The organism is Arenimonas caeni (assembly GCF_003024235.1).
Classification (GTDB): Bacteria; Pseudomonadota; Gammaproteobacteria; order Xanthomonadales; family Xanthomonadaceae; genus Arenimonas; species Arenimonas caeni.
This window is the reverse complement of the sequence record NZ_KZ679086.1, coordinates 118,490-142,538: the sequence shown is the minus strand read 5'-3', so window position 1 is coordinate 142,538 and position 24,049 is coordinate 118,490. Positions and strand designations below refer to the sequence as shown.

Genomic DNA, 24,049 nt, shown 5'->3' with positions numbered 1-24,049 from the left:
GCCGCGACTCAGCCCAGCTTGGCGCGCTGCTCCTGCAGCGCCGCGTGCTGGCGGGTCCAGTCGGCCAGGCGCGCGCGCTCGGTCTCGACCACCGCCGCGGGCGCGTTGGCCACGAAGGTCTCGCTGCCGAGCTTGCCCTCGCACTTGGCGATCTCGCCGGCGATGCGCTTGATCTCCTTGTCCAGGCGCGCGCGCTCGGCCGACAGGTCGATCAGCCCCTCGAGCGGGATCAGCAGCTTGAGCCCGCCCAGCACCGCCGCGGCCGCGGCCGGGGCCTCGCCGACCAGCCACTCGATCGACTCGAGGCGGGCCAGGAAGCGCAGCGCCGACGCGTGGCGCCCGACGCGGGCGCGGTCGCCGGCGTCGCCGTCCTGCAGCAGCAGCGGCACGGCCTTCGAGGGCGCGATGTTCATCTGGCTGCGGATCGAACGCAGCTGGGTGACCGCGGCCTTGAGCCACTCGATGTCGGCGGCGGCGTCGGGCGCGTCGAAGCACGCCTCGGCCTGCGGCCAGGCCTGGGTGGAGATGCTGTCGCCGGCGACGCCCAGCTTGGGCGCCACGGCATGCCAGATTTCCTCGGTGACGAAGGGAATGACCGGGTGCAGCGCACGCAGCAGGCCCTCGAGCACGTGCAGCAGCGTGTGCCGGGTGGAATCGGCCGCGGCGGCGTCATCACCCTGCAGGGCCGGCTTGGCCAGCTCCAGGAACCAGTCGCAGAACTCGTTCCAGGCGAACTCGTAGAGCGCCTGCGAGGCCAGGTCGAAGCGGTAGCCGGCGTAGGCCTGCTCGACCTCGCGCAGCATGGCGTTGAAGCGGTGCAGGATCCAGCGCTCGGCGTCGGTGCGGGGCTGCGGGGCGCCGGCCGGAGCCGGGAAACCCTCGCAGTTCATCAGGGTGAAGCGCGCGGCGTTCCAGAGCTTGTTGCAGAAGTTCTTGTAGCCCTCGCAGCGGGCCAGGTCGAACTTGATGTCGCGGCCGTGGGTGGCCAGCGAGGCGAAGGTGAAGCGCAGGGCGTCGGCGCCGAAGGCCGGGATGCCCTCGGGGAATTCCTTGCGCGTGGCCTTCTCGATCTTGGGCGCGTCGGTCGGCTTCATCAGGCCGGTGGTGCGCTTGGCGACCAGGTCGTCGAGCGAGATGCCGTCGATCAGGTCGATCGGGTCGAGCACGTTGCCCTTGGACTTGGACATCTTCTGGCCGTCCTTGTCGCGCACCAGGCCGGTGATGTAGACGTCCCTGAACGGCACTTCGCCGGTGAAGTGGTCGGTCATCATGATCATCCGGGCGACCCAGAAGAAGATGATGTCGAAGCCGGTCACCAGCACCGAGGTCGGCAGGCGTTTGGCGTAGCCGTACTGCTCCATCGCGGCTTCGTCGGGCCAGCCGAGCGTGCTGTGCGACCACAGCGCCGAGCTGAACCAGGTCTCGAGCACGTCGCTGTCGCGGGTGAGCGCCACGTCGGCGCCCAGGCCGTGCTTCGCGCGCACTTCCTCTTCGCTGCGGCCGACGTAGGCCTGGCCGGCGGCGTCGTACCAGGCCGGGATGCGGTGGCCCCACCAGAGCTGGCGGCTGATGCACCAGTCCTGGATGTTGCCCATCCAGTGCCGGTAGGTGTTGATCCAGTTCTCGGGCACGAAGCGCACCGAGCCGTTCTCGACCAGCTCGAGGCCGCGCGCGGCCAGCGTGTCCATCTTCACGAACCACTGGTCGGTGAGGTAGGGCTCGATCACCTGGCCGGTGCGGTCGCCGCGCGGCACCATCAGCTTGTGCGCCCTGGTCTCGAGCAGCAGGCCGGCGGCCTCGAGGTCGGCCAGCACGGCCTTGCGCGCCTCGAAGCGGTCGAGGCCCTGGTACCTGGCCGGCGCGTTGGCGTTGATGCGCGCCTCGGGCGTGAGGATGTTGATCAGCGGCAGGCCGTGGCGCTGGCCCACCGCGTAGTCGTTGAAGTCGTGCGCCGGGGTCACCTTGACCACGCCGGTGCCGAACTCGCGGTCGACGTAGTCGTCGGCGATGACCGGGATCTCGCGGTCGCTCAGCGGCAGCTTCACCGTCTTGCCGACCAGGTGCGCATAGCGCTCGTCTTCCGGGTGCACCATCACCGCGGTGTCGCCGAGCATGGTTTCCGGGCGCGTGGTGGCGACGGTGAGCGTGCCGCTGCCGTCGGCCAGCGGATAGGCGATCGACCACAGGTGGCCGTTCTCTTCCTCGCTCACCACCTCGAGGTCGGAGATGGCGGTCTTGAGCACCGGGTCCCAGTTGACCAGGCGCTGGCCGCGGTAGACCAGGCCTTCCTCGAACAGGCGCACGAAGGTTTCGACCACGGCCTGGCTCAGGCCCTCGTCCATGGTGAAGCGCTCGCGGCTCCAGTCGCCCGAGGCGCCCATGCGGCGCATCTGCCGGGTGATGGTGTCGCCGGAGTGCTGCTTCCACTCCCACACCTTCCCGATGAACTTCTCGCGGCCCAGCGAATCGCGGGTCTCGCCCTTGCCCTCGAGGTGCAGGTTGCGCGAGACGACCATCTCGGTGGCGATGCCGGCGTGGTCGGTGCCGACCTGCCAGAGCGTGTCGTAGCCCTTCATGCGGTGGTAGCGCACCAGCGCGTCCATCAGCGTGTGCTGGAACGCGTGGCCCATGTGCAGGGTGCCGGTGACGTTCGGCGGCGGCAGCATGATGGTGTAGGGCTCGCCCTTGCCCGTGGGCCGGAAGCAGCCGCTCGCCTCCCAATGGGCATACCACTTGGATTCGAAGGTGCTGGGCTCGAAGCTCTTTTCCATGGGGCGAGGGGGCGGCTGGGCGCCGGGAACCGAGGCTGAAAGGACCCGAATTCTATCAATTATCAGGGGTTTGGTTCCGGCCCCAGCAGCTCGATCGCCATGACGATGGCGTCCTCCCGGCCCTTGGCGGCCGGGTAGTAGTTCGGCCGCAGGCCGATCTCGTTGAAGCCGAACTCACGGTAGAGCCGGATGGCGCGCGGGTTGGACGGGCGGACTTCGAGGAACACCTGCCGGGCGTGGTGCCAGCGGGCCAGGTCGATCAGCCGGCGCAGCAGGCGCAGGCCGTGGCCCTGGCCCTGGTGCTCGGGCGCGATGCAGATGTTGAGGATGTGCGCCTCGCCGGCCGCCGCGCTGAGCACGCCGTAACCGAGCAGCCCGGCCGGCGAATCGAGCACCCAGCACTGGTGCCCGGCGCGCAGGCAGTCGCGGAAGATGCCGGCGGACCAGGGGAAGGGATAGGCGCGCTGTTCGATCGCGGCCACCGCCTCGATGTCGGCCTGCTTCATCGGCCGCATCTGGCTGCCATCGGCGGGACGCGCGTTCATGGCGCTCAGTGCGCGCGGCGGAGAGCCCGCAGGCGCTGCCAGAGCGCGCGCTTGGCGCCGGCATCGGTGCGCAGGCGGTCCCAGGCCGGAAGCGGCAAGCCGGCCAGGTCCTCGCGCCGCGCGGCACGACGCAGCGCCTGCAGCAGCCTGCCTTCGGGCAGGGGCTGGCCCGCGGCCTCGCCCGTTGCCGCCACGACCCCTGCGCCGGCCGGGCGATAAAGCGTGTAGCCCATCGCCTCGAGCCAGATGCGCTGGCGCGCATCGAAACTCATGCCGCGGACTTCCTCCGGCGCAGCTTGGCCCACAGCCACCAGGCCGGGCCAGAGACCGCGTAAAGCGCCGCCAGCGCCAGCAGGCCCTTGGCCTGGGCGATGAACAGCACCGCGATGATCACCACCACCAGGGCCATCACGTAGAACGGCACCCGGTCGCCCTTGGGCAGGCCCTTGAAGCTGTAGAAGCGGATGCGGCTGACCATCAGCAGGCCGGCCGCCACCGTGACCACCAGCGCCAGCCAGCGCATGCCTTCGCCGCTGTAGCCGAAGGAGTTCATGGCCCAGACGAAGGACACCACCAGGCCGGCGGCGGCCGGGCTGGCCAGGCCGATGAACCAGCGCTTGTCGGTGGAGCCCACCTGGGTGTTGAAGCGGGCCAGGCGCAGCGCCGCGCAGGCGGCGTAGAGGAAGGCCGCCGCCCAGCCCACCTTGGCCAGCACCGGGCCGTCGGCGCGGAAGCCGACCAGGGCCCAGTGGTAAATCACCAGCGAGGGCGCCATGCCGAAGCTGACCAGGTCGGCCAGGGAGTCGTACTGCACGCCGAATTCGCTGGTGGTGCCGGTCATGCGGGCCACGCGGCCGTCGACGCCGTCGAACAGCGCCGCCACGAACACCGCGATGCAGGCGTTCTCGAAGTTGCCGCTGGCGGCGGCCAGGATGGCGTAGAAGCCGGCGAACAGCCCGCCCGTGGTGAGCAGGTTGGGCAGCAGGTAGATGCCGCGGCCGCGCGGGGCGCCTGGTTCGTGCGTGGGTTCCATGCCCCGAGTGTAAACGCTTGCCCCGCCGGCCCATAGCCTCGCCTTGCGGGCCGCCGGCCGCGGTGGTATCACGGTCGCACGCCCGCCCCGGAGCCCCCGCCATGTCCCGCAAGCTGCTCGCCCTCGCCCTTGCCGCCGCCTTCCTGCCCGGCCTGGCGGCCGCCGAGAAGGTCACCGTCTACAAGTCCACCGGCGCCAGCGGCGAGACGGTTTACTCGCAGGTGCAGGTCACGGGCTCCGAGGCCGTGCAGGTGAACGCCGACTCCCCGGAGGCCCAGGCCGCCCAGGCCGCCGAACCGGAGGCATCGCCGACCCAGAAGGCCTGCGACATGGCCCGTGCCAACCTTGAGGTCCTCAGTTCCGGCCGGCCGGTGCAGTTCGACCGCGACGGCGACGGCGAGATGGACATCATGAGCGACGACGAACTGGCCACGAACCGCGAGAACGCCCAGCGCCAGGTCCGCGCCTACTGCGAGCCGGTGGCCGGCGAAGGCGAGTAAGCCCGCCACGGGGGGCCGGACGGCCGCTACAATGGCCGGCCATTCCGTGCCCCGGTCCCCCAGATGCGCCTTTCCCGGTTCCACCTCAACACCAGCAAGGAAACCCCCGCCGACGCCGAGGTCGTCAGCCACCAGCTGATGCTGCGCGCCGGCATGATCCGCAAGCTGGCCGCCGGCCTCTACACCTGGAGCCCCCTGGGCCTGCGCGTGCTGCGCAAGGTCGAGGCCATCGTGCGCGAGGAAATGGACCGTGCCGGCGCCATCGAGATGCTGATGCCCTCGATCCAGCCGCGCGAGCTGTGGGACGAGACCGGCCGCTGGCAGAAGTTCGGCGGCCAGCTGCTCAAGATCAGGGACCGCAAGGACGGCGAGTTCTGCTACGGCCCCACGCACGAGGAAGTCGTCACCGACTTCGCGCGCAACGAGCTGCGCAGCTACAAGCAGCTGCCGCTGAACTTCTACCAGATCCAGACCAAGTTCCGCGACGAGATCCGCCCGCGCTTCGGCGTCATGCGTGCGCGCGAATTCCTGATGAAGGACGCCTACTCCTTCCACCTCGGCGCCGAGAGCCTGGCCGAGACCTACCAGGCGATGTACGACGCCTACGGCCGCATCTTCACCCGCCTGGGCCTGCGCTTCCGCGCCGTGGCCGCCGACACCGGCGCCATCGGCGGCAGCGCCTCGCACGAGTTCCACGTGCTGGCCGACTCCGGCGAGGACGCCATCGCCTTCTCCGACGGCAGCGACTACGCCGCCAACGTCGAGATGGCCGAGGCCGTCTCGCCGGGCCCGCGCCCGGCCGCCGCCGAGGCGATGCGCGAGGTCGACACCCCCACCCAGAAGACCTGCGAGGAAGTGGCCGCGCTGATGGGCCTCGCCCTGGCGCGCACCGTCAAGTCGGTGGCGCTGGTGGGCGAGCAGGGCTTCGTGCTGGCGCTGGTGCGCGGCGACCACATGGTCAACGAGATCAAGCTGGCCAAGCTCGAAGGCCTGGCCGATTTCCGCCTGGCCACCGAAGCCGAGATCCTCGAGCACCTGGGCTGCGAGCCGGGCTTCATCGGCCCGGTCGGCCCGGCCAAAACCATCACCGTCATCGCCGACCGCAGCGTCGCCGCCATGGCCGACTTCGTGGTCGGCGCCAACAAGCGCGGCGTCCACCTGGCCGGCGTGAACTGGGGCCGCGACCTGCCCGAGCCGGCGCTGGTGGCCGACATCCGCAACGTGGTCGGGGGCGATCCCTCGCCCGACGGCAAGGGCACGCTGGGCATCGCCCGCGGCATCGAGGTGGGCCACGTGTTCCAGCTCGGCCAAAAGTACGCCGAGGCCATGGACGCCACCGTGCTCGACGCCGACGGCAAGGCCCGGGTGATGCACATGGGCTGCTACGGTATCGGCGTCTCGCGCATCGTCGCCGCCGCCATCGAGCAGAACTTCGACGCCAACGGCATCTGCTGGCCGGAGCCGATGGCGCCCTGGCAGGTGGCCGTGTGCGTGATCAACCCCAAGGACGACCCGGCCGTCGCCGAGGCCGCCGTAGCGCTGTACGACGAACTCACCGCCGCCGGCCTGGAAGTGGTGCTCGACGACCGCGGCCTGCGCCCGGGCGTGATGTTCGGCGACATCGAGCTCATCGGCGTCCCGCACCGCGTGGTGGTGTCGGGCCGTGGCCTCGAGGCCGGCACCTTCGAGTACCGGGCGCGCCGCGCCAGCGACAGTGAAAACCTCGACCGGGCCGCCCTGCGGGCCCGCCTCGGGCTGGCCTGAGAAAACCACCCAAAACCTGGTGGGAAACCCCGGCGAAACCTCGCCGCGGGTTTCGCCCTGGCTCCGGCGCGCGTTAAGATGGGTATCGCCCGGCATTTCCGGGAAACCCCCGATACCCCATCTGCAAGGCAGCCAAGCCCATGAGCATCAATCTCGAAGGCCTTTCGGCCAAGGAACTCCAGGCCCTGATTTCCCAGGCCAGCAAGCGCAAGAAGACCCTGGCCAGGCGCAAGCCGGTGGCGGCGGTGCGCAAGAAGATCATCTCCCTGGCCAAGGCCGAGGGTTACAGCATCGACGAACTCTTCGGCACCGGCCGCATGGTGCGCGAGAAGGCCGGCGTGGCGGCCAGGAAGGCGCCGGCGCGCAAGTCCGCCGCCAAGGGCGCCAAGGTGCCGCCGAAGTATCGCAACCCGGCCAATCCCGAGCAGACCTGGGCCGGCCGCGGCATGGCGCCCAAGTGGCTGGCGGCCGAACTGGCCCGCGGCAGGAAACTCGAAGACTTCGCCATCAAGGGCTGAGGCGGCTCTTGCCACGGACAAACACGGATGGACACGGATAGGAGCGGATAAATCTCAAACCCGCCCTTGCCTTGTCCGTGCTTGTCCGTGTCCATCCGTGGCAAGAACTAGATGTTCCGGCGCGAAGGCACCAGCAGGTTGCCGAACAGCAGCCCGGCGACCAGCGCCACCAGGGCCGAGAGCAGGGCGAAGGTGGTGTCCAGGCCCAGGAAGACGTCGCGCTCCATCACGAAGTTCAGGCTGCGGAAACCCATGCTGCCCGGCACCAGCAGGATGATGCCCGGAACCCGGATCAGCGCCCCCGGGCGATTGAACAGGCGGCCGTAGGCATTGCTTATCGCCGCCACGCCCATGCCCGCGAAGAAGGCGCCGCCGGCGAAACTCTCCGAGGCCAGGCCCAGCACCTCGCCCCCCAGGCGCGTGAGCCCGTAGCCGAGCAGCACCGAGGCCATCACCAGCGGGTAGTCGCGCCGCGCGGCCTGGAACAGCACCGCGAAAGCGAAGGCCGACACCGCCAGCGCCGCCAGCTCGACCGGCAGGGCCGGCGGCAGCGCCGCCGCTTCCTGCGGCTGCCAGCCCAGCAGCCGCACGAGCTGCATGCCGGCCACGGTGCCGAAGGTCAGCTTGAGCAGGATCATCAGCGCGCCGGAGAAGCGCGCCGTGCCCGAGACCAGGTGCCGGGCCGAGAGTTCGCTGACCGCGTTGGTGAGCATCAGGCCGGGCATCAGCACGATCAGCGAGGCCACGATGATGGTCTTGACCGGCACCGGCGCCACGAAGCTCGCCACCGCCGCCACCAGCAGCGTGGCCACCAGTGCCGCGATCGCCTCCAGCGCCTCGTTCAGCCGCGGCCGCTGCGCCGCCGACACCGCCAGCACGCCGGTCACCAGGCCGATGCCGCCGGCCGTGGCCACGCCGGCCGCGTTGGCGCCCAGCAGCGCCGCCACCGCGCTGGCCGACAGGCCGAAGCTCAGCATCGCCAGCAGGCGGGCCCGCCGGGGCTCGGGCCGGTCCAGGGCGCGCAGTGCGTCCAGGCCGGCGGCCAGCTCCACCCGGCCGCCCAGCACGTCCTCGGCGATGCGGTCGGTGGCCGCCAGCTTGGCCAGGTTCTGCTCGCCCGGCTCGAGCCGGATCACGCGGGTGATGCCGTTCTGCTGGCCGCGCACCGGGTCGGCATAGCTGAGGATCATGCCGGTGGGATTGGACCAGATCTCGCAGTCGAGCCCGAGCCGGTTCGCCACGGCCTCGATCGCCGCCTCCAGGCGCTGGGCCGTGGTGCCGTAGGCGTGCAGGCGCGAGGCCAGCTCGGTGACGAAATTGGTCCGGGCTTCGTAGTCGGAGCCGGGGATGAGCACGGGGGCGTTCATGGCGGGGAAGGATGGCACGAATCGGCTATCCTGAGCCTGATGCCCCGGCCCTGCCGCCACTGACGAGCCCATGAGCGAAGCTCCACGCATCGACACCAGCGAACGCCACCCGGGCATCCTCATCGCCCGCGGCGACTGGACCCTGGCCCATGCCCGGGAAATGCTGGCGCTGATCGACTCGGCCCCCGCCTCGGCCGAGGACATCGACGGCCGTGACATCGGTCGCCTCGACTCGGCCGGCGCCATGATGCTCTCGCGCTACGCCGTCAAGGTCGGCCTGGGCCTGGCCACGGTGGACGTCAAGCCGATGCACCAGCCGCTCACCGAGACCGTGCGCTCGATCTGCGAGAACCCGCCGCGCGAGTCGCGCAAGGACTACGGCTTCCGGCGCATGCTCGAGCGCATGGGGTACGCCGTCGAGGACTACACCAGCGAAGTGCTGGCCCTGGTCGGCTTCCTCGGCCTCACGCTCAAGACCACGCTCGGCGTGCTGCTGCGCCCCGCCCGTTTCCGCCTCACGCCCACCGTGCACCACATGGAGCAGGTGGGCCTGGACGCAGTGCCGCTGGTGATGCTGCTGAGCTTCATGGTCGGCGCGGTGATCGCCTTCCTCGGCGCCACGGTGCTGCGCGACTTCGGCGCCGAGATCTTCGTGGTCGAGCTGGTGGGCATCGCCTTCCTGCGCGAGTTCGCCGTGCTGCTCACCGCCATCCTGCTCGCCGGCCGCACGGCCAGCGCCTTCACCGCCCAGATCGGCGCCATGCAGAGCGGCGAGGAAATCGACGCCATCCGCACCCTGGGCCTGGACCCGGTGGAACTGCTGGTGCTGCCGCGGCTGTTCGCCCTGCTGGTGATGCTGCCGCTGCTGACCTTCCTGGCCATGGTGGCCGGCATCGCCGGCGGCATGGCGGTGTCGGTGGCCAACCTGGGCATGAGCCCGGACATGTTCCTGCAGCGCCTTCAGGACACCATCGAGATCCGCCACTTCTGGGTCGGCGTGGCGAAGGCGCCGATCTTCGCGGCGGTGATCGCCCTGATCGGCTGCCTCGAGGGCTTCCAGGTCAAGGGCACGGCCGAATCGGTGGGCGAACGCACCACCTCGAGCGTGGTGCAGACCATCTCGCTGGTGATCCTGATCGACGCCTTCGCCGCCATGTGGTTCATGGAGATGAACTGGTGAGCGCGCTGCCCGGCAACGACGCACCGGCGATCAGCGTGCGCGGCCTGCGCAACGCCTTCGGCGAGCAGGTCGTGCACGACGGGCTCGACTTGGACGTGCGCCGCGGCGAGATCCTGGGCGTGGTGGGCGGCTCGGGCACCGGCAAGTCGGTGCTGATGCGCGCCATCCTCGGGCTGCGGACGCCGCAGGCCGGCAGCATCGAAGTGCTGGGCGTCGACGCGCTGTCGGTGCGGGCGCGCGAGTCGGGCCTGATCGAGCGCAACACCGGCGTGCTCTACCAGAACGGCGCGCTGTTCTCATCGCTCACCGTGGCCGAGAATGTCTCGGTGCCGCTCAAGGAACACTACCCCGAGCTGCCCGAGGACATGGTGCACGACCTGGCCATGCTCAAGATCCGCATGGCCGGCCTGGGCGAGGATGCCGGCGCCAAGCTGCCCTCGCAGCTTTCCGGCGGCATGCGCAAGCGCGCCGGCATCGCCCGCGCGCTGGCGCTCGACCCCACCCTGCTCTTCCTCGACGAGCCGACCGCGGGCCTCGACCCGATCGGCGCCGCCGCCTTCGACGAGCTGATCCTCACGCTCAAGCGCGCGCTGGGGCTCACCGTGTTCCTCATCACCCACGACCTCGACACGCTCTACGCCATCTGCGACCGCGTCGCGGTGCTGGCGGACCGGCGGGTCCTGGTCAACGCCCCGCTGGCCGAGGTCGAACGTTTCGACCACCCGTGGGTGCAGGAGTATTTCCACGGCCCGCGCGGACGCGCCGCGCAGGCCGCCCTGGCCAAGGAGGCTTGAGATGGAAACCCGCGCCAACCATGTGTTGATCGGCGCCTTCACCCTCGCCGTTTGCCTGTTCGCGGTGCTGTTCGCGCTGTGGATGGCCAAGTACACCACCGAGAAGTCCTACGCCGAGTACGACGTCGTCTTCCAGGAGGCGGTGACCGGCCTGAGCACGGGCAGCCAGGTGCTGTATTCGGGCATCAGCGTCGGCGAAGTCCGCGACCTGTCGCTGATGCGCGACGACCCCCGCAAGGTGGTGGCGCGCATCCGCCTGGCCGCCGACACCCCGGTCAAGACCGACACCCGCGCCAAGCTCACCATGACCGGCCTGACCGGCGTGTCGGTGATCCAGCTCACCGGCGGCAGTCCCGGCGCACCGCTGCTCGAGGGCGGCTCGGGCAAGGACGTGCCGGTGATCCACACCGAGCCCTCGGCCCTGCAGAACATCGCCGCCAGCGCCAACGAGATCGTCGAGCGGATCAACCGCCTGCTCAGCGATGCCAACGTCGAGCGCATCACCCGCACCCTCGACCAGCTCGACCAGATCACCGGCGCCATCTCGGCCGAACGCGGGGAGATCGCCGCGCTGCTGCGCAATGCCCGCGCCGCCAGCGAGAAGCTCGACTCCACGCTCGCCAACGCCGACAGCGCCATCGCCACGCTCGACCAGGGCGTGGTGCAACAGCTGCCCGGCCTGGTGGCCCGGCTCGATGCCACCCTGGCCCAGCTCGAGGCCGCCAGCCGCAACGCCAACGGCATCCTCGAGGACAACCGCGAGGCCTGGGGCGAGTTCAGCCAGGAAGGCCTGGGCGAGGTCGGCCCGACCATGCGCCAGCTGCGCGGCCTGATCCGCGAGATCGACGACCTGGCCAACAAGCTCGAGAACAACCCGGCCGGCTACCTGCTGGGCCGCGAACAACCCGAGGAGTTCGAACCATGAGCCGCGCTTCCCGCCTCGCCCCCGTCGCCGCGCTGTTGCTGCTGGCCGGCTGCGCCATCGGTGGCCCGAAGACCGAGGTCAGCATCTTCGCGCCGCAGGTCCGGACCCAGGCCGACCCGTCCTGGCCGTCGGTGGACTGGCGGCTCACGCTGGGCTCGCCCGGCGCGCACGCCCTGCTCGACTCCCAGCGCATCGCCGTGCGTCCCACGCCCGACCGCCTGCAGACCTACAAGGGCGCGCGCTGGGCCGACACCGCCCCGGAGATGATGCAGCTGGCGCTGACGGAGGCCTTCGAGGACTCCGGCAAGATCACCGGGGTCAGCAGCTGGGGCGGCGGCCGCGGCGACTTCGGCCTGTTCACCGACCTGCGCGCCTTCGAGACGGTCTACGTGGATGGCAGGCCGATGGTGGTGGTGGAGATCCAGGCGCGGCTGGTGAAGTTCGGCCAGGGCGGCGGCCTGGTCGCCGCCCGCCGCTTCCGCACCGAGGTGGCCCCGGCCGGCGAGAAGATCGAGCCGGTGGTGGCGGCCTTCGGCGAAGCCATGGCGCGGGTCGGCACCGACATCGTCGGCTGGACCCTGGTCGAGGGCGAGCGCGCGATCAGCGCCCGGCGCCGGGCGGCGGAAGAACCCGCCGGAAAGTGAGGTTGATGCGGGGCCGCACCGGCCGCGCGGTGCGCGGCAAGGCATGCTTCCACGCCGCCTGGCTGTCGCCGTGCATCAGCAGCAGGCTGCCGTGCGGCAATTCCAGAGTGAACTTGCGATCCGGGTCGCGGCGATGCTTGACGGCGAAACGGCGCGTGCCGCCCAGGCTGAGCGAAGCAATCACCGGCCGCGGCCCGAGTTCGGGCTCGTCGTCGCTGTGCCAGCCCATGGCATCGCGGCCGTCGCGGTAGAGGTTGGCCAGCACGCTGTTCATGGCCACGCCCGCGGCGGCATCCACGCGCTGCCGCAGCGCCGCCAGCGCCGGCGGCCAGGGCCGCGGCTCGAAGCGCGTGCGCGAGTAGACGTAGCCCGTACCCGGGTCGCCGATCCAGCAACTCAGCCGCGGCGAATCGACCGGCCGCCCGAACATCACGATCCGGTGCACCTCCCACCGCACCTGCTGCATCAGCGCCTCGAACAACGCGTCCGCCTCGCCCGGCTGCAGCCAGCCTTCGCGCAGTTCGAATCCTTCGGGGAGAGGGGTTTTGGCCACGGATGAACACGGACAAGATCGGAAAAAACTTGAAGTTGCTCTTGCTCTACCCGTGTTTATCCGTGTTCATCCGTGGCAAAAATCATTCGCCGGTATCGGCGACGGAAGCGAGGACCTGGGCGAGTTCGAGCAGGCGCAGGTCGCTGCCCGGCGCGCCCACCAGCTGCAGGCCGAGCCCGTCCGGCAGCGGCAGGCTCAGCGCAGGGCAACCCGCCAGCGAGGCGAGCGCCGTGAGGTCGGCCAGGTTGGCGGGCTCCTCGGCACCCCAGGCCGGCGGCGGCGCGGCCACGGTCGGCAGCAGCAGCACGTCGAACTGCTCGAACAGCCGGCGCACCTGGACCACGTGGCCGTCGAGGCGGCGATGCGCGGCGGCGGCATCGGCGGCCGACTTGCGGCGCGCGAAGTCGAGCAGGCCGCGCAGCCTCGCCGAAGCGCCGCCGAGGCGGGCCTCGTGCGCGGCCAGGATCTCGGCCTCCATCAGCAACAACGCCGCGCGACGGGTGGCGGCCACTTCCAGCGGCGCCACTTCCAGCGCCACCGGCAGCGCGCTGCCGAACACCGGCGCCACCCGCGCCATGATGGCGCTGAAGTTTTCGGCCACGCCGGCGTCCACGCCCAGCGCGCCCAGGTCGGAGACGACGCCGGCCTTGAGCTCGCCCGGCACCCAGTCCGGCGGCGCCAGCGGCACGCGGCGCTTGCGCGAGCGCGGGTCGCCGGCGTCGTAGCCGGCCAGCACCGGCAGCACCAGGCCGACATCCTGCACGGCGCGCGCCAGCAGGCCCGGGCAGTCGAGCCGGCGCAGGGCCGGCGCCATGCCGCGGGCGCTGAGTTCGCCCAGCGTCGGCTTGTGGCCGACCAGCCCGCAGAAGGCGGCCGGAATGCGGACGGCGCCCAGGGTGTCGGTGCCCAGCGCCACCACCGCGTGGCCGGCGGCCAGGGCCGCGGCCGAACCGGCCGAGGCGCCACCGGCGGCGCGGCCGGGCAGCAGCGGGTTGCGCACGTCGCCGAAATGCGGGTTGCGGCCGACGGTACCGAAGGCGGCTTCGTCGAGGTTGGTCTTGCCCAGGAACACCGCACCGGCGCCGCGCAGGCGCCGCACCACGTGCGCGTCCTCCGCGGCCAGGCCCGGGTGGCCGGGCAGGCCGAGGCTGGTGGGCATGCCGGCCACGTCGAAGGCGTCGGTGATCGCGATCGGCACGCCATCGAGGCGGCCCAGCGGCTTGCCCTCGGCGCGACGGGCATCGCTGGCGCGGGCGGCGGCCAGCGCACCGGCGGCGTCCACCCAGGTCCAGGCGTTGAGATGGCCGTCGCGGGCGATCGCCGCCAGGCAGGCCCCGGTCAGGGCCTCGCTGCTGGTTTCGTCCCTGGCCAGGGCGTGCAGCACGCGGTAGAGCGGGGCCTGGCGCAGGTCGTCGGGGCTTGCGGTCATGCGTGGCGCATTCCGTGGCGGGACTGGCCAGAGTGTCCTTGATTGCCCGTCCGCGGGCAAACCGCGACAATCCGTGCTTCAGCGTACGGAGCAGCCGCAATGAGTGAACGTGACGTGATGGAATACGACGTGGTGACCGTGGGCGCCGGCCCGGCGGGCCTGTCGTTCGCGATCCGGCTCAAGCAGCTCAAACCGGAGCTGTCGGTCTGCGTGATCGAGAAGGCCTCGACCATCGGCGCGCACATCCTGTCGGGCGCGGTGATCGAACCCGGCCCGCTCGACGAGCTGCTGCCCGGCTGGCGCGACAACCCGCCGCCGGTGTGCGTGCCCGCCGCCGAAGACGAGTTCTGGCACCTGACCAGGACCGGCGGGACCAAGTTCCCGGTGATCCCGCCGGGCATGGCCAACCACGGCAACTTCATCGTCTCGCTTGGCGCCATGTGCGCCTGGCTGGCGCCGCAGGCCGAGGCCCTGGGCGTGGAGATCTACCCGGGCTTCGCCGCCGCCGAGCCGCTGTTCGACGAGGCCGGCGCGGTCTGCGGCGTGCGCATCGGCGACATGGGCGTGGCCAGGGACGGTTCGCACAAGCCGGGCTACACCCAGGGCATCGACATCCGGGCGAAAGTCACCGTGCTGGCCGAGGGCGCGCGCGGCCACCTGACCAAGCAACTGGTCCGCAAGTTCGGCCTCGACGCCGAATCCGACCCGCAGAACTTCTCGATCGGCATCAAGGAGCTCTGGCAGCTCCCCGCCGGCCGGGTGAAGCCCGGCAAGATCTTCCACAGCTTCGGCTGGCCGGCGGATACGAAGACCTACGGCGGCAGCTTCATCTACCACCTCGACAAGGACCGCGTGGCGATCGGCTACGTGTCCGGCCTGGACTACCGCGACCCGAACTACCAGCCCTACGAGGCCTTCCAGCAGTTCAAGCACCACCCGATGGTCAAGCCGCTGCTCGAGGGCGGCGAGATCCTCAGCGCCGGCGCCCGCGCCATCGTCACCGGCGGCTGGCAGTCGCTGCCGAAGGTGGAGATGCCCGGCGCCCTGCTCATCGGCGACACCGCCGGCCTGCTCAACGTGCCGAAGGTGAAGGGCACGCACCAGGCCATCCGCAGCGGCATGCTGGCCGCCGAACACCTGGCCGCGCAGGACGCGCCGGCGTCCGCCGGCTTCGATGCCAGGCTGCGCGCCTCGCCGGTGATGGCGGAGCTCAAGAAGGTGCGCAACATCAAGCCCGGCTTCAAGAAGGGCCTGTGGTTCGGCCTGCTCAATTCGGCCTGGGAGACCGCCACCGCCGGTCTCTCGCCCTGGACCTGGCGCTGCAAGCCCGACTGGAGCTCGCTGCAGAAGCTCGACGAGGCCGAGAAGCCCAGGCGCGACTATGTCGAACGCACGCTGCCGCCGCGCGACCGCCTGGCCGGCGTGTATTTCGCCGCCACCGAACACGACGAGGACCAGCCGGTGCACCTGAAGGTGGCCAACACCGACATCTGCATCAGCCAGTGCGCGGAGGAATACGGCAACCCCTGCCAGCGCTTCTGCCCGGCCGGCGTGTACGAGATCGTGCAGGACGAGCAGGGCAAGCGGCTGCAGATCAACGCCGCCAACTGCGTGCACTGCAAGACCTGCGACATCAAGGACCCGTACCAGATCATCACCTGGGTCACCCCTGAGGGCGGCTCGGGGCCGAACTACCAGAACCTGTGAAGCTCGCGCTCGCCACCGCCATCGCTTCGATGGGCCAGGACGGCGACCTCGAGCCGCTGCGCGAGGCCTGCGAGGCCGCGGGTATCACGGTGTCGATCGTGGCCTGGGACGACCCGACGGTCAGCTGGGGTCGTTTCGACGCGGTGCTGCTGCGCTCGCCCTGGGACTACATGGACCGGCTGCCGGAGTTCCTGGCCTGGTGCGATCGCGTCGATGCGCTCTCGCGGCTCTGGAACCCGCCCGAGGTCGTGCGCTGGAACACCGACAAGCATTACCTCGGCGATCTCGCCGCGCGCGGCGTGCCGGTGATCGACAGCCACTACCTCGCACCCGGCGACGATCCGGCGGGCCTGCCCGACCTGGCCGAGTTCGTGGTCAAGCCCTGCGTCGGCGCGGGCTCGCGCGACGCGCAGCGCTACCTTCGAGAGGACCGCGAGGCCGCGATCGCCCACGCCAGGCGCCTGCTCGACGCCGGCCGCCACGTGCTGGTGCAGCCCTACCTGCACGCCGTGGACACCGACGGCGAGACCGCCCTGCTCTACTTCGAGGGCGAGTTCAGCCACGCCATCCGCAAGGCGCCGCTGCTGCGCCGCGGCGAGGACCCGACCCAGGCACTGTTCAAGGACGAGCACATCCAGCCGCGCGAACCCGGCGCCGCCGAACGCGCCGTCGCCGACAAGGTGCTGGCCGCCCTGCCCTTCGGCACGCTGGCCTACGCGCGCATCGACCTGCTGCCTTCGGCCGAGGGGTCGAAGCTGCTGGAGCTCGAAGTCACCGAACCGTCGGTGTTCCTGCCCTACGGCGAGGGCGCGGCGGCGCGATTCGCCGATGCCCTGCGCCAGCGCCTCGAAAAGCTTGCGTAGGCGGGAAACGCAGTCATAGCCCCTCGGGCGTGGCCTGGAGGTGGGCCATGATCGACTCGGCCATGGCTGCCGCGTCGGTGCGGTCGGCGAGCAGGCGGATCTCGGGGTTCTCGGGCACTTCGTAGGGCGAGTCGATGCCGGTGAAGTTCTTGATCTGGCCGGCGCGGGCCTTCGCGTAGAGGCCCTTGACGTCGCGCTGCTCGGCCACCGCCAGCGGCGTGTCGACGAAGACCTCGATGAACTCGCCCGGCTCGAACAGGTCGCGCGCCAGCCGGCGCTCGGCCCGGAACGGCGAGATGAAGCTCACCAGCACGATCAGGCCGGCGTCCACCATCAGCTTGGCCACCTCGGCCACGCGCCGGATGTTCTCGACGCGGTCCTCGGCGGTGAAGCCCAGGTCCTTGTTCAGGCCGTGGCGCACGTTGTCGCCGTCGAGGATGGTGGTGTGCAGGCCCATCGCGTGCAGCCGCTTGTCGAGCAGGTTGGCGATGGTCGACTTGCCCGCGCCCGAGAGGCCGGTGAACCACAGGCAGCGCGGCGTCTGGCCCATCGAGCGGGCGCGCGCGGCCTTGTCCACGTCCAGGTGCTGCCAGTGGATGTTGGCGGCCCGGCGCAGCGCGAAGTCGAGCGTACCGGCGCCGACCGTGGCATTGCTCTGCCGGTCGATGAGGATGAAGCCACCCAGCGCGCGGCTGGTTTCGTAGCTTTCGAAGGCGATCGGCTGGTCGAGGCTGAGGTTGCACACCGCCACCTCGTTGAGCTCGAGGTGCTTGGCGGCCAGCTCGGCCTGGGAGTTCACGTCGATCTTGTGCTTGATCTCGGTGATCTGCGCGCCGACCGTGCGCGTGCCGATCTTCAGCCAGTACGGACGGCCCGGCAGCAGCGGCTGCTCGCCCATCCACAGCACGTGCGCGGCGAACTGGTCGGCCACCTGCGGCGGCGCGCCCGCGGCGGCGAGCACGTCGCCCCGGCTCGCGTCCAGTTCGTCGGCGAGCGTGAGCACCACCGGCTGGCCGCGGCCGGCGCGCGGCAGGTCGCCACCCGGCGTGACGATGCGCGCCACCTGCGAGCGCCGGCCCGAGGGCAGCACCACCACCGGGTCGCCCGGCGCCACTTCGCCGGCCGCGATGGTGCCGGCGAAGCCGCGGAAATCCTGGTCCGGGCGGCACACCCACTGCACCGGCATGCGGAAGCCGGGGTCGGTGGCCTCGCGGCGGGTGTCCACCGTCTCCAGGTGGCCCAGCAGGCTCGGCCCGGCGTACCAGGGCATCGCCGCCGAGGCGGTGGTCATGTTGTCGCCCTTCAGGGCCGAGAGCGGGATCGCCTGCACGTGCCCGATGCCCAGCTGCGCGGCCAGTTCGCGGTAGCCCGCGACGATGTCGTCGAACACGGCCTGGTCGTAGCCCACCAGGTCCATCTTGTTCACCGCCAGCACCACGTGGCCGATGCCCAGCAGCGAAACGATGTAGCTGTGCCGGCGGGTCTGGGTCAGCAGGCCCTTGCGCGCGTCCACCAGCACCACCGCCAGGTCGGCCGTGGAGGCACCGGTGGCCATGTTGCGGGTGTACTGCTCGTGGCCCGGGCAGTCGGCGACGATGAACTTGCGCCGCTCGGTGTCGAAGAAGCGGTAGGCCACGTCGATGGTGATGCCCTGCTCGCGCTCGGCCGCCAGCCCGTCGACCAGCAGGGCGAAGTCGATCTCGTCGCCCTGGGTGCCGTGGCGCCGGCTGTCGGACTCCAGCGCCGCCAGCTGGTCGTCGAACAGGCGCTTGGTGTCGTGCAGCAGCCGGCCGATCAGCGTGGACTTGCCGTCGTCGACGCTGCCGCAGGTGATGAAGCGCAGCAGGCCCTTGGTTTCGTGCTGGTGCAGGTAGGCGGCGACGGCCGCCGCATGGTCGATGCCGGCCATCAGAAATAGCCCTCCTGCTTCTTCTTCTCCATCGAGGCGGACGGGTCGTGGTCGATCACCCGGCCCTGGCGCTCGGAGGTGGTGGCCACCAGCATCTCGGCGATGATCGCCTCGAGCGTGTCGGCCTCGGATTCGATCGCGCCGGTCAGCGGGTAGCAGCCCAGGGTGCGGAAGCGCACCCGGCGAATCGCCGGCACTTCGCCCTCGCGCAGCGGCAGGCGCTCGTCGTCGACCATGATCAGCGCGCCGTCGCGCTCGACCACCGGCCGCTCGGCGGCGAAATACAGCGAGGGCACCGGGATCTTCTCGCGGAAGATGTAGAGCCAGACGTCGAGCTCGGTCCAGTTCGAGATCGGGAACACGCGCACGCTCTCGCCCTTGTGGATGCGGGCGTTGTACAGGTCCCACAGTTCGGGGCGCTGGTTCTTCGGGTCCCAGCGGTGCTGGGCGGTGCGGAAGGAGAACACGCGCTCCTTGGCCCGCGACTTCTCCTCGTCGCGGCGGGCGCCGCCGATGGCGGCGTCGAAGCCCCACTGGTCGAGCGCCTGCTTGAGCGCCTGGGTCTTCATCACGTCGGTGTGCACGGTGGCGCCGTGGCTGACGGGGCCGATGCCCTGCGCCAGGCCCTCGGGGTTGGTGTGCGTGCGCAGTTCCACGCCGGTTTCGGCGGCGCGGCGGTCGCGGAATTCGATCATCTCGCGGAACTTCCAGCCCGTGTCCACGTGCAGCAGCGGGATCGGCGGGCGCGCCGGGTGGAAGGCCTTCACCAGCAGGTGCAGCAGCACCGAGCTGTCCTTGCCAACCGAATAGAGCATTACCGGGTTGCGGAACTCGGCGGCGACCTCGCGCAGGATGTGGATGGCTTCGGCCTCGAGGCGGTCGAGGTGGGTCAGATCGGGCAGGCTCATGGCCCGAAGGATATCAACGCAGCAGGTTGAACAGGCTCACCGCGCAGACGACCAGGCCGACCACGGCCATCATCGGCCGGGCCGGCACGCGCCGGGCCAGCCAGGCGGCGAACGGCGCCACCACCACCCCGCCCAGCAGCAGTCCCAGCACCACGTGCACGTGGCTGATGCCCAGGGCCGCCAGGAACACCACCGAGGCCGCCAGGCTGACGAAGAACTCGGCCGCGTTGGCGGTGCCGATGGCGATGCGCGGCTCGAGGTGGCGGGCCATCAGGCTGCTGGTGGTCAGCGGGCCCCAGCCACCGCCGCCGACCGCGTCCAGGAAGCCCGCGCACAGGCCCAGCAGGCCCTGGCCGCGCATCCGCGGCTCGCGCCGCAGGCCGCGCCAGGCCCGCCATACCAGCAGGGCGCCCAGGGCCAACAGGTAGGCAGAGACCAGCGGCCGCAGCCAGGCCCAGTCGAGCTGGCTGAGCAGCCAGGCGCCAAGCACGGCGCCGGCCACGCCCGGCAAAACGAGCGCCCACATCAGGCGGCGATCGACGTTCCCGAAGAGGCCATGGCTCAGGCCCGAGACACCGGTGGTGGCGACCTCGGCCGCGTGCACGCTGGCACTGGCCACCGGCGGCGGCAGGCCCAGGGCCAGCAGCAGGCTGGTGGAGGTGACGCCGTAGGCCATGCCCAGGGCGCCGTCCACCAGCTGCGCGGCCATGCCCACGAGCACGAACACCAGGAATTCGGGCGGGAGGTCGAAGGGCACGCGGGCTCGGCGACTCGGGACGGGCCACCAGTCTGCACCAGCGTCGGGCGGCCCTGCTTGACCTGCCTCAGGTCAGGGCGCCCGGCTTCGATCGGCGCCGAACACTTCCAGCCAGTCGGCCAGCTCTTCGCGCCCCAGCAACTCGCGGCCCAGGGCGCGCGAGCCGTCCATGCTCAGGTGGCCCGCGTCGAAGTAAGCCAGCTCGCCAGCCACCACCGGGCGGCAAACTCCCTGCGCGCAGAGCAGCGCGTGCGTGGACAGGTAGTGCACCCCGGAGCGCCGCGACGCCGCCTCGGCCAGCCAGCGGTTCCATTCCGGCTCGCCTTCGTCGGGACCCTGCAGGCGCCCGCTGCAATCCACCCAACCCAGCCGCAGTCCCCGCCGTTCGCAGTGGCGGTTGAATCCCGGGTGGTGCGGGATCGACCCGACAAGGAAGACGCGCAGCCCGGCCGACCCGAGGGCATCGAGCGTGGCCTCGAGGTCGGCGCGAAAGCTGGGCTCCCTGGCGTAATGCCGCCACGACGCGCCCAGCACCACGGTGTGGAAGCGTCCGCTGGCCAGCACCTCGGCGAGGAAGGGCCGGAAGGCGTCGCAGCCGGCCTTGTAGGGAGGGAAGGAGTAGCTCCCCTGGAACAGGGGCGGGCAGACCGAATGGCTCAGGTTGCGCACCGGCAGGCCGGTCCGGGCCGAGAGCACCTCGAACAGGCCCACCAGCTGCGCGGCGTTGGAATCGCCCGCCAGGAGGATGCCGGCCTCGGTGCCGCCGCCGACCAGGCAACGGGGGTCGTCGAGCCGCGCCGGGTCGTGGGCGGAGAGCTGGCAGTTGATGTCGAAGGCCAGGGCCGGGCGGGCCTCGGCGTCTATCCGCGCCAGGCCCTCCTGGAACCGGGGCGCCCCCTCGATCGCGTCCTTCAGGCCCTGGGTCTGCACCAGGGCCAGAGCCAGCAGGGCGATGGCGCCGGCGGGAAACAGGTACAGCCAGCCCAGCTGCGCCCGCGGCGCCGGCCGCCAGCGCCGCGCCGGCCGTTCCACCCAGCTGTAGCTGGCCACCGAGAGCAAGGCGATCACGCCCACCGAAACGGCGCCCGCCACCAGACCCACGTCGCCGCTGAAGTAGCGAATGTAGGCCAGCACCGGCCAATGCCACAGGTAGATCGAGTACGAGACCAGGCCCACCGCCACCAGGGCGCGCCCGCCAAGCACCGCCGCCACCAGGCGCGAACCGGCGCCGCCGGCATGGATGAGCAGGACTGCGCCGGCCGTGGGCACCAGCGCCCAGAGGCCGGGGAAGGCGTGGTCGTGGTCGAGGCGCCAGAAGGACCAGGCCAGCGCGGCCAGGCCGGCCAGGGCCAGGCCCTCGGCGGCCCACCCGACGCGGGCCGGGGACGCCAGGCTGCGGCCACGCAGGGCCAGCAGCGCGCCGAGCAGCAGTTCGCCCGCACGGGCAGGCAGCAGGTAGAAGGCGGCGCGTGGATCGGTGTCGTTGATGGCCTCCGCCCAGGCGAAGGACGCCACCACCAGCGCGAGGCTGGCCCAGGCCGCCGCGCCGCGTCCGCCGCGCGCGAGCAGGAAGACCAGCAGCGCCGGCCAGAGCAGGTAGAACTGCTCCTCCACGCCCAGCGACCACAGGTGCAGCAGCGGCTGCTCGGCGCTGGCGTCGGCGAAATAGCCGCCGTCCGGCTGCAGCCAGAAGTGGAGGTTGGCCGCCGCCGCCAGCGACCAGGCCGCCGATCGCGCCAGCGACTCCAGGTCGGCCGGCAGCAGCACCAGCGCACCGGTCAGCAGCGTGGCGGCCACCACCACCAGGAGCACCGGCAGGATCCGGCGCACGCGGCGCAGGTAGAAGTCGCGGAAGCTGAAGGTGCCGGCGGCCTGCCCGGCCGCGATGATGCGCGTGATCAGGAAACCCGAGATCACGAAGAACACGTCCACGCCGGTGTAGCCGCCCGGCAGCAGGCCCGGGTCGAGGTGGTAGAGGACCACCGCCAGCACCGCCACGCCGCGAAGGCCATCGATGTCGCGGCGGTAGCCCTCGCCGGCCCCGGCCACCTGCCCCGCCTGCTCCACCACCATACGGTTTCCCGGCTCCGTGCACGCCCCCGGCACAGCCTGCCAAGGTAGAATTGCCGATTCTACTTGCGGGCGCTCCCCACGGGCGCCCACCGGATCGGAGCCCATCGGATATGAAGATTCTTGTCGGTTACAAGCGGGTGGTGGACTACAACGTCCGCATCCAGGTCAAGCCCGACGGTTCGGGCGTGGTGACCGAGGGCGTGAAGCTCTCCGCCAACCCCTTCGACGACATCGCCCTCGAGGAGGCCCTGCGCCTGCGCGACAAGGGCGTCGCCACCGAGGTCGTGGTGGCCACGATGGGCCCCGCCGACTGCCAGGCCCACCTGCGCAACGGCCTGGCCATGGGCGCCAACCGCGCCATCCACGTCGTCACCGACCAGGCCGTGCAGCCGCTGACGGCCGCGCGCGCCCTGCTCAAGCTGGTCGAGAAGGAGCAGCCGGACATCGTGCTGCTGGGCAAGCAGGCCATCGACGACGACGCCAACCAGACCGGCCAGATGCTGGCCACGCTCTGGGGCCGCCCGCAGGCCACCTTCGCCGGCAAGGTCGAGGTCGCCGACGGCAAGGCCACGGTCACCCGCGAGGTCGACGCCGGCCTCGAGGTGCTGGAAGTGCAGCTGCCGGCCGTCATCACCACCGACCTGCGCCTGAACGAGCCGCGCTTCATCAAGCTGCCCGACATCATGAAGGCCAAGTCCAAGCCGCTCGAGACGATCGCCTTCGCCGACCTCGGCGTCGAGTCGGGCGACCACCTCAAGACCACCCACTACGCCCCGCCCGCCAAGCGCAGCAAGGGCGTGATGGTGAAGGACGTCGCCGAGCTCGTCTCGGCCCTCAAGGCCAAGGGCCTGGCCTAAGGAGACGATGAAGATGAGCAAGATCCTGATCATCGCCGAGCACCTCGGCGGCAAGCTCAACGCCTCGACCGCCCGCTGCGTCAGCTGCGCGCGCGCCATCGCCGGCGCCGAGATCCACGTGGCCGTGCTGGCCGACTCGCCCGATGCGGTGGCCGCCGAGGCCGCGAAGATCGACGGCGTGTCCAAGGTCATCACCGTCGCCAACCCGGCCAACGCCCACCCGGTCGCGCAGGTGCTGGCGCCGCAGGTGGCGAAGCTGGCCGCGGGCTATTCGCACGTGTTCGGCCCCTCCACCACCTTCGGCAAGGACCTGATGCCCTGCGTCGCGGCCCTGCTGGGCGTGGCCCAGGTGTCGGACGTGATGGCCGTCGAAGGCTCGCACGTGTTCAAGCGGCCGATCTACGCCGGCAACGCCATCATCACCGTCGAGGCGCCGTCCTCGATGGCCGTGGTGGCCACCGTGCGCACCGCGTCCTGGCCGCAGGCCGGCGACGGCGGCAGCGCGACGATCGAGGCCGCGTCGGTCGAGGCCAGCCTGCCCTCGCACACCCGCTTCGTCGAGCTGCAGCAGGGCAAGTCCGACCGCCCGGACCTGCAGGGCGCCTCCAAGGTCGTCTCCGGCGGCCGCGCGCTCGGCTCGGCCGATGCGTTCAAGATCATCTACTCGCTGGCCGACAGGATGGGCGCGGCCGTGGGCGCCTCGCGCGCCGCGGTGGACGCCGGTTACGTGCCCAACGAGCTGCAGGTGGGCCAGACCGGCAAGATCATCGCCCCCGAGCTGTACCTGGCGATCGGCATCTCGGGCGCCATCCAGCACCTGACCGGCATCAAGGACGCCGGCACCATCGTGGCCATCAACAAGGACCCCGAGGCGCCGATCTTCGAGATCGCCGACATCGGCCTGGTGGGCGACCTGTTCCAGATCGTGCCGGAGCTGGAGCAGGCCCTTTGA

General features: G+C 71.0%; 22 protein-coding genes. 11 read left to right on the top strand and 11 right to left on the bottom strand.

Features of this window, described 5'->3' with window-relative positions:
• Positions 1-8: 8 nt before the first annotated feature.
• From C6N40_RS04820 to pssA, 4 genes are all read right to left on the bottom strand, one after another.
• The gene (locus tag C6N40_RS04820) at positions 9-2,771 is read right to left on the bottom strand and encodes a valine--tRNA ligase (protein WP_106989877.1); all 2,763 of its coding nucleotides are present in this window, start codon (positions 2,769-2,771) and stop codon (positions 9-11) included.
• A 62-nt stretch (positions 2,772-2,833) separates the two neighbouring features.
• Positions 2,834-3,325 (bottom strand): ribosomal protein S18-alanine N-acetyltransferase, encoded by a 492-nt coding sequence (gene rimI / locus C6N40_RS04815; RefSeq protein ID WP_205208551.1) that lies wholly within the window; start codon positions 3,323-3,325, stop codon positions 2,834-2,836.
• Complete coding sequence (locus C6N40_RS04810; protein WP_106989875.1) at positions 3,322-3,588, bottom strand: hypothetical protein; 267 nt, start codon at positions 3,586-3,588, stop codon at positions 3,322-3,324. The genes rimI and C6N40_RS04810 overlap by 4 nt, the downstream gene beginning before the upstream one ends.
• Positions 3,585-4,349: a CDP-diacylglycerol--serine O-phosphatidyltransferase gene (gene pssA / locus C6N40_RS04805; RefSeq protein ID WP_106989874.1), complete on the bottom strand. Its 765-nt coding sequence runs from the start codon at positions 4,347-4,349 to the stop codon at positions 3,585-3,587. Before pssA ends, C6N40_RS04810 begins: the two co-directional genes overlap by 4 nt.
• 101 nt (positions 4,350-4,450) lie before the next feature.
• Between pssA and C6N40_RS04800 the strand changes: the two genes are divergently transcribed.
• From C6N40_RS04800 to C6N40_RS04790, 3 genes are all read left to right on the top strand, one after another.
• Entirely contained in the window at positions 4,451-4,849 is a 399-nt protein-coding gene (locus C6N40_RS04800; protein WP_106989873.1) for a hypothetical protein, read from the top strand.
• Between the two features lie 63 nt (positions 4,850-4,912).
• A complete protein-coding gene (locus C6N40_RS04795) occupies positions 4,913-6,613 on the top strand; it encodes a proline--tRNA ligase (RefSeq protein ID WP_106989872.1) in 1,701 nt (566 codons plus the stop codon).
• 140 nt (positions 6,614-6,753) lie between these two features.
• Complete coding sequence (locus tag C6N40_RS04790) at positions 6,754-7,131, top strand: H-NS histone family protein (protein WP_106989871.1); 378 nt, start codon at positions 6,754-6,756, stop codon at positions 7,129-7,131.
• A gap of 107 nt (positions 7,132-7,238) precedes the next feature.
• Here the strand turns inward: C6N40_RS04790 and C6N40_RS04785 are convergent, their stop codons facing one another.
• Positions 7,239-8,498, bottom strand: coding sequence for a threonine/serine exporter family protein (locus tag C6N40_RS04785; RefSeq protein ID WP_106989870.1), 1,260 nt, complete (start codon positions 8,496-8,498; stop codon positions 7,239-7,241).
• Between the two features lie 70 nt (positions 8,499-8,568).
• Between C6N40_RS04785 and C6N40_RS04780 the strand changes: the two genes are divergently transcribed.
• Genes C6N40_RS04780 through C6N40_RS04765 form a run of 4 tightly spaced genes read left to right on the top strand, consistent with a single transcriptional unit; the run spans position 8,569 to position 12,041 of the window.
• Positions 8,569-9,678 carry an MlaE family ABC transporter permease gene (locus C6N40_RS04780; protein WP_106989869.1) on the top strand — a complete coding sequence of 370 codons (1,110 nt, stop codon included), beginning with the start codon at positions 8,569-8,571 and terminating at the stop codon, positions 9,676-9,678.
• Positions 9,675-10,472 (top strand): ABC transporter ATP-binding protein, encoded by a 798-nt coding sequence (locus C6N40_RS04775; protein ID WP_240183446.1) that lies wholly within the window; start codon positions 9,675-9,677, stop codon positions 10,470-10,472. The genes C6N40_RS04780 and C6N40_RS04775 overlap by 4 nt, the downstream gene beginning before the upstream one ends.
• A gap of 1 nt (position 10,473) precedes the next feature.
• Positions 10,474-11,397, top strand: coding sequence for an MlaD family protein (locus tag C6N40_RS04770; RefSeq protein WP_106989867.1), 924 nt, complete (start codon positions 10,474-10,476; stop codon positions 11,395-11,397).
• Entirely contained in the window at positions 11,394-12,041 is a 648-nt protein-coding gene (locus tag C6N40_RS04765) for an ABC-type transport auxiliary lipoprotein family protein (RefSeq protein ID WP_106989866.1), read from the top strand. The genes C6N40_RS04770 and C6N40_RS04765 overlap by 4 nt, the downstream gene beginning before the upstream one ends.
• Here the strand turns inward: C6N40_RS04765 and C6N40_RS04760 are convergent.
• Positions 11,998-12,594, bottom strand: a complete 597-nt coding sequence (locus C6N40_RS04760) for an alpha-ketoglutarate-dependent dioxygenase AlkB family protein (RefSeq protein WP_106989865.1) — start codon at positions 12,592-12,594, stop codon at positions 11,998-12,000. The two genes, C6N40_RS04765 and C6N40_RS04760, sit on opposite strands and share 44 nt — an antisense overlap.
• 82 nt (positions 12,595-12,676) lie before the next feature.
• Positions 12,677-14,023: an amidase gene (locus tag C6N40_RS04755; protein WP_106989864.1), complete on the bottom strand. Its 1,347-nt coding sequence runs from the start codon at positions 14,021-14,023 to the stop codon at positions 12,677-12,679.
• 99 nt (positions 14,024-14,122) lie between these two features.
• On the opposite strand from C6N40_RS04755, the gene C6N40_RS04750 reads away from it, so the two are divergent.
• Together C6N40_RS04750 and C6N40_RS04745 are read left to right on the top strand one after the other, a co-directional pair.
• Positions 14,123-15,730, top strand: coding sequence for an electron transfer flavoprotein-ubiquinone oxidoreductase (locus C6N40_RS04750; protein ID WP_106989863.1), 1,608 nt, complete (start codon positions 14,123-14,125; stop codon positions 15,728-15,730).
• Positions 15,727-16,593, top strand: a complete 867-nt coding sequence (locus C6N40_RS04745; protein WP_106989862.1) for an ATP-grasp domain-containing protein — start codon at positions 15,727-15,729, stop codon at positions 16,591-16,593. Before C6N40_RS04750 ends, C6N40_RS04745 begins: the two co-directional genes overlap by 4 nt.
• 13 nt (positions 16,594-16,606) lie before the next feature.
• Here the strand turns inward: C6N40_RS04745 and cysN are convergent, their stop codons facing one another.
• The 4 genes from cysN to C6N40_RS04725 form a co-directional block, all read right to left on the bottom strand.
• Positions 16,607-18,502: a sulfate adenylyltransferase subunit CysN gene (gene cysN / locus C6N40_RS04740; RefSeq protein WP_106989861.1), complete on the bottom strand. Its 1,896-nt coding sequence runs from the start codon at positions 18,500-18,502 to the stop codon at positions 16,607-16,609.
• Positions 18,502-19,410, bottom strand: a complete 909-nt coding sequence (gene cysD / locus C6N40_RS04735; RefSeq protein WP_106989860.1) for a sulfate adenylyltransferase subunit CysD — start codon at positions 19,408-19,410, stop codon at positions 18,502-18,504. Before cysD ends, cysN begins: the two co-directional genes overlap by 1 nt.
• 13 nt (positions 19,411-19,423) lie before the next feature.
• Positions 19,424-20,167, bottom strand: coding sequence for a sulfite exporter TauE/SafE family protein (locus C6N40_RS04730; RefSeq protein WP_338024586.1), 744 nt, complete (start codon positions 20,165-20,167; stop codon positions 19,424-19,426).
• A 72-nt stretch (positions 20,168-20,239) separates the two neighbouring features.
• On the bottom strand, positions 20,240-22,240 hold the full coding sequence (locus C6N40_RS04725; protein WP_162782083.1) for an acyltransferase family protein: 2,001 nt from the start codon (positions 22,238-22,240) through the stop codon (positions 20,240-20,242).
• A gap of 110 nt (positions 22,241-22,350) precedes the next feature.
• Here C6N40_RS04725 and C6N40_RS04720 point away from each other — a divergent pair, with 110 nt between their 5' ends.
• Both C6N40_RS04720 and C6N40_RS04715 read left to right on the top strand, forming a co-directional pair.
• A complete protein-coding gene (locus tag C6N40_RS04720) occupies positions 22,351-23,097 on the top strand; it encodes an electron transfer flavoprotein subunit beta/FixA family protein (RefSeq protein ID WP_106989858.1) in 747 nt (248 codons plus the stop codon).
• Between the two features lie 13 nt (positions 23,098-23,110).
• Positions 23,111-24,049, top strand: coding sequence for an electron transfer flavoprotein subunit alpha/FixB family protein (locus tag C6N40_RS04715; protein ID WP_106989857.1), 939 nt, complete (start codon positions 23,111-23,113; stop codon positions 24,047-24,049).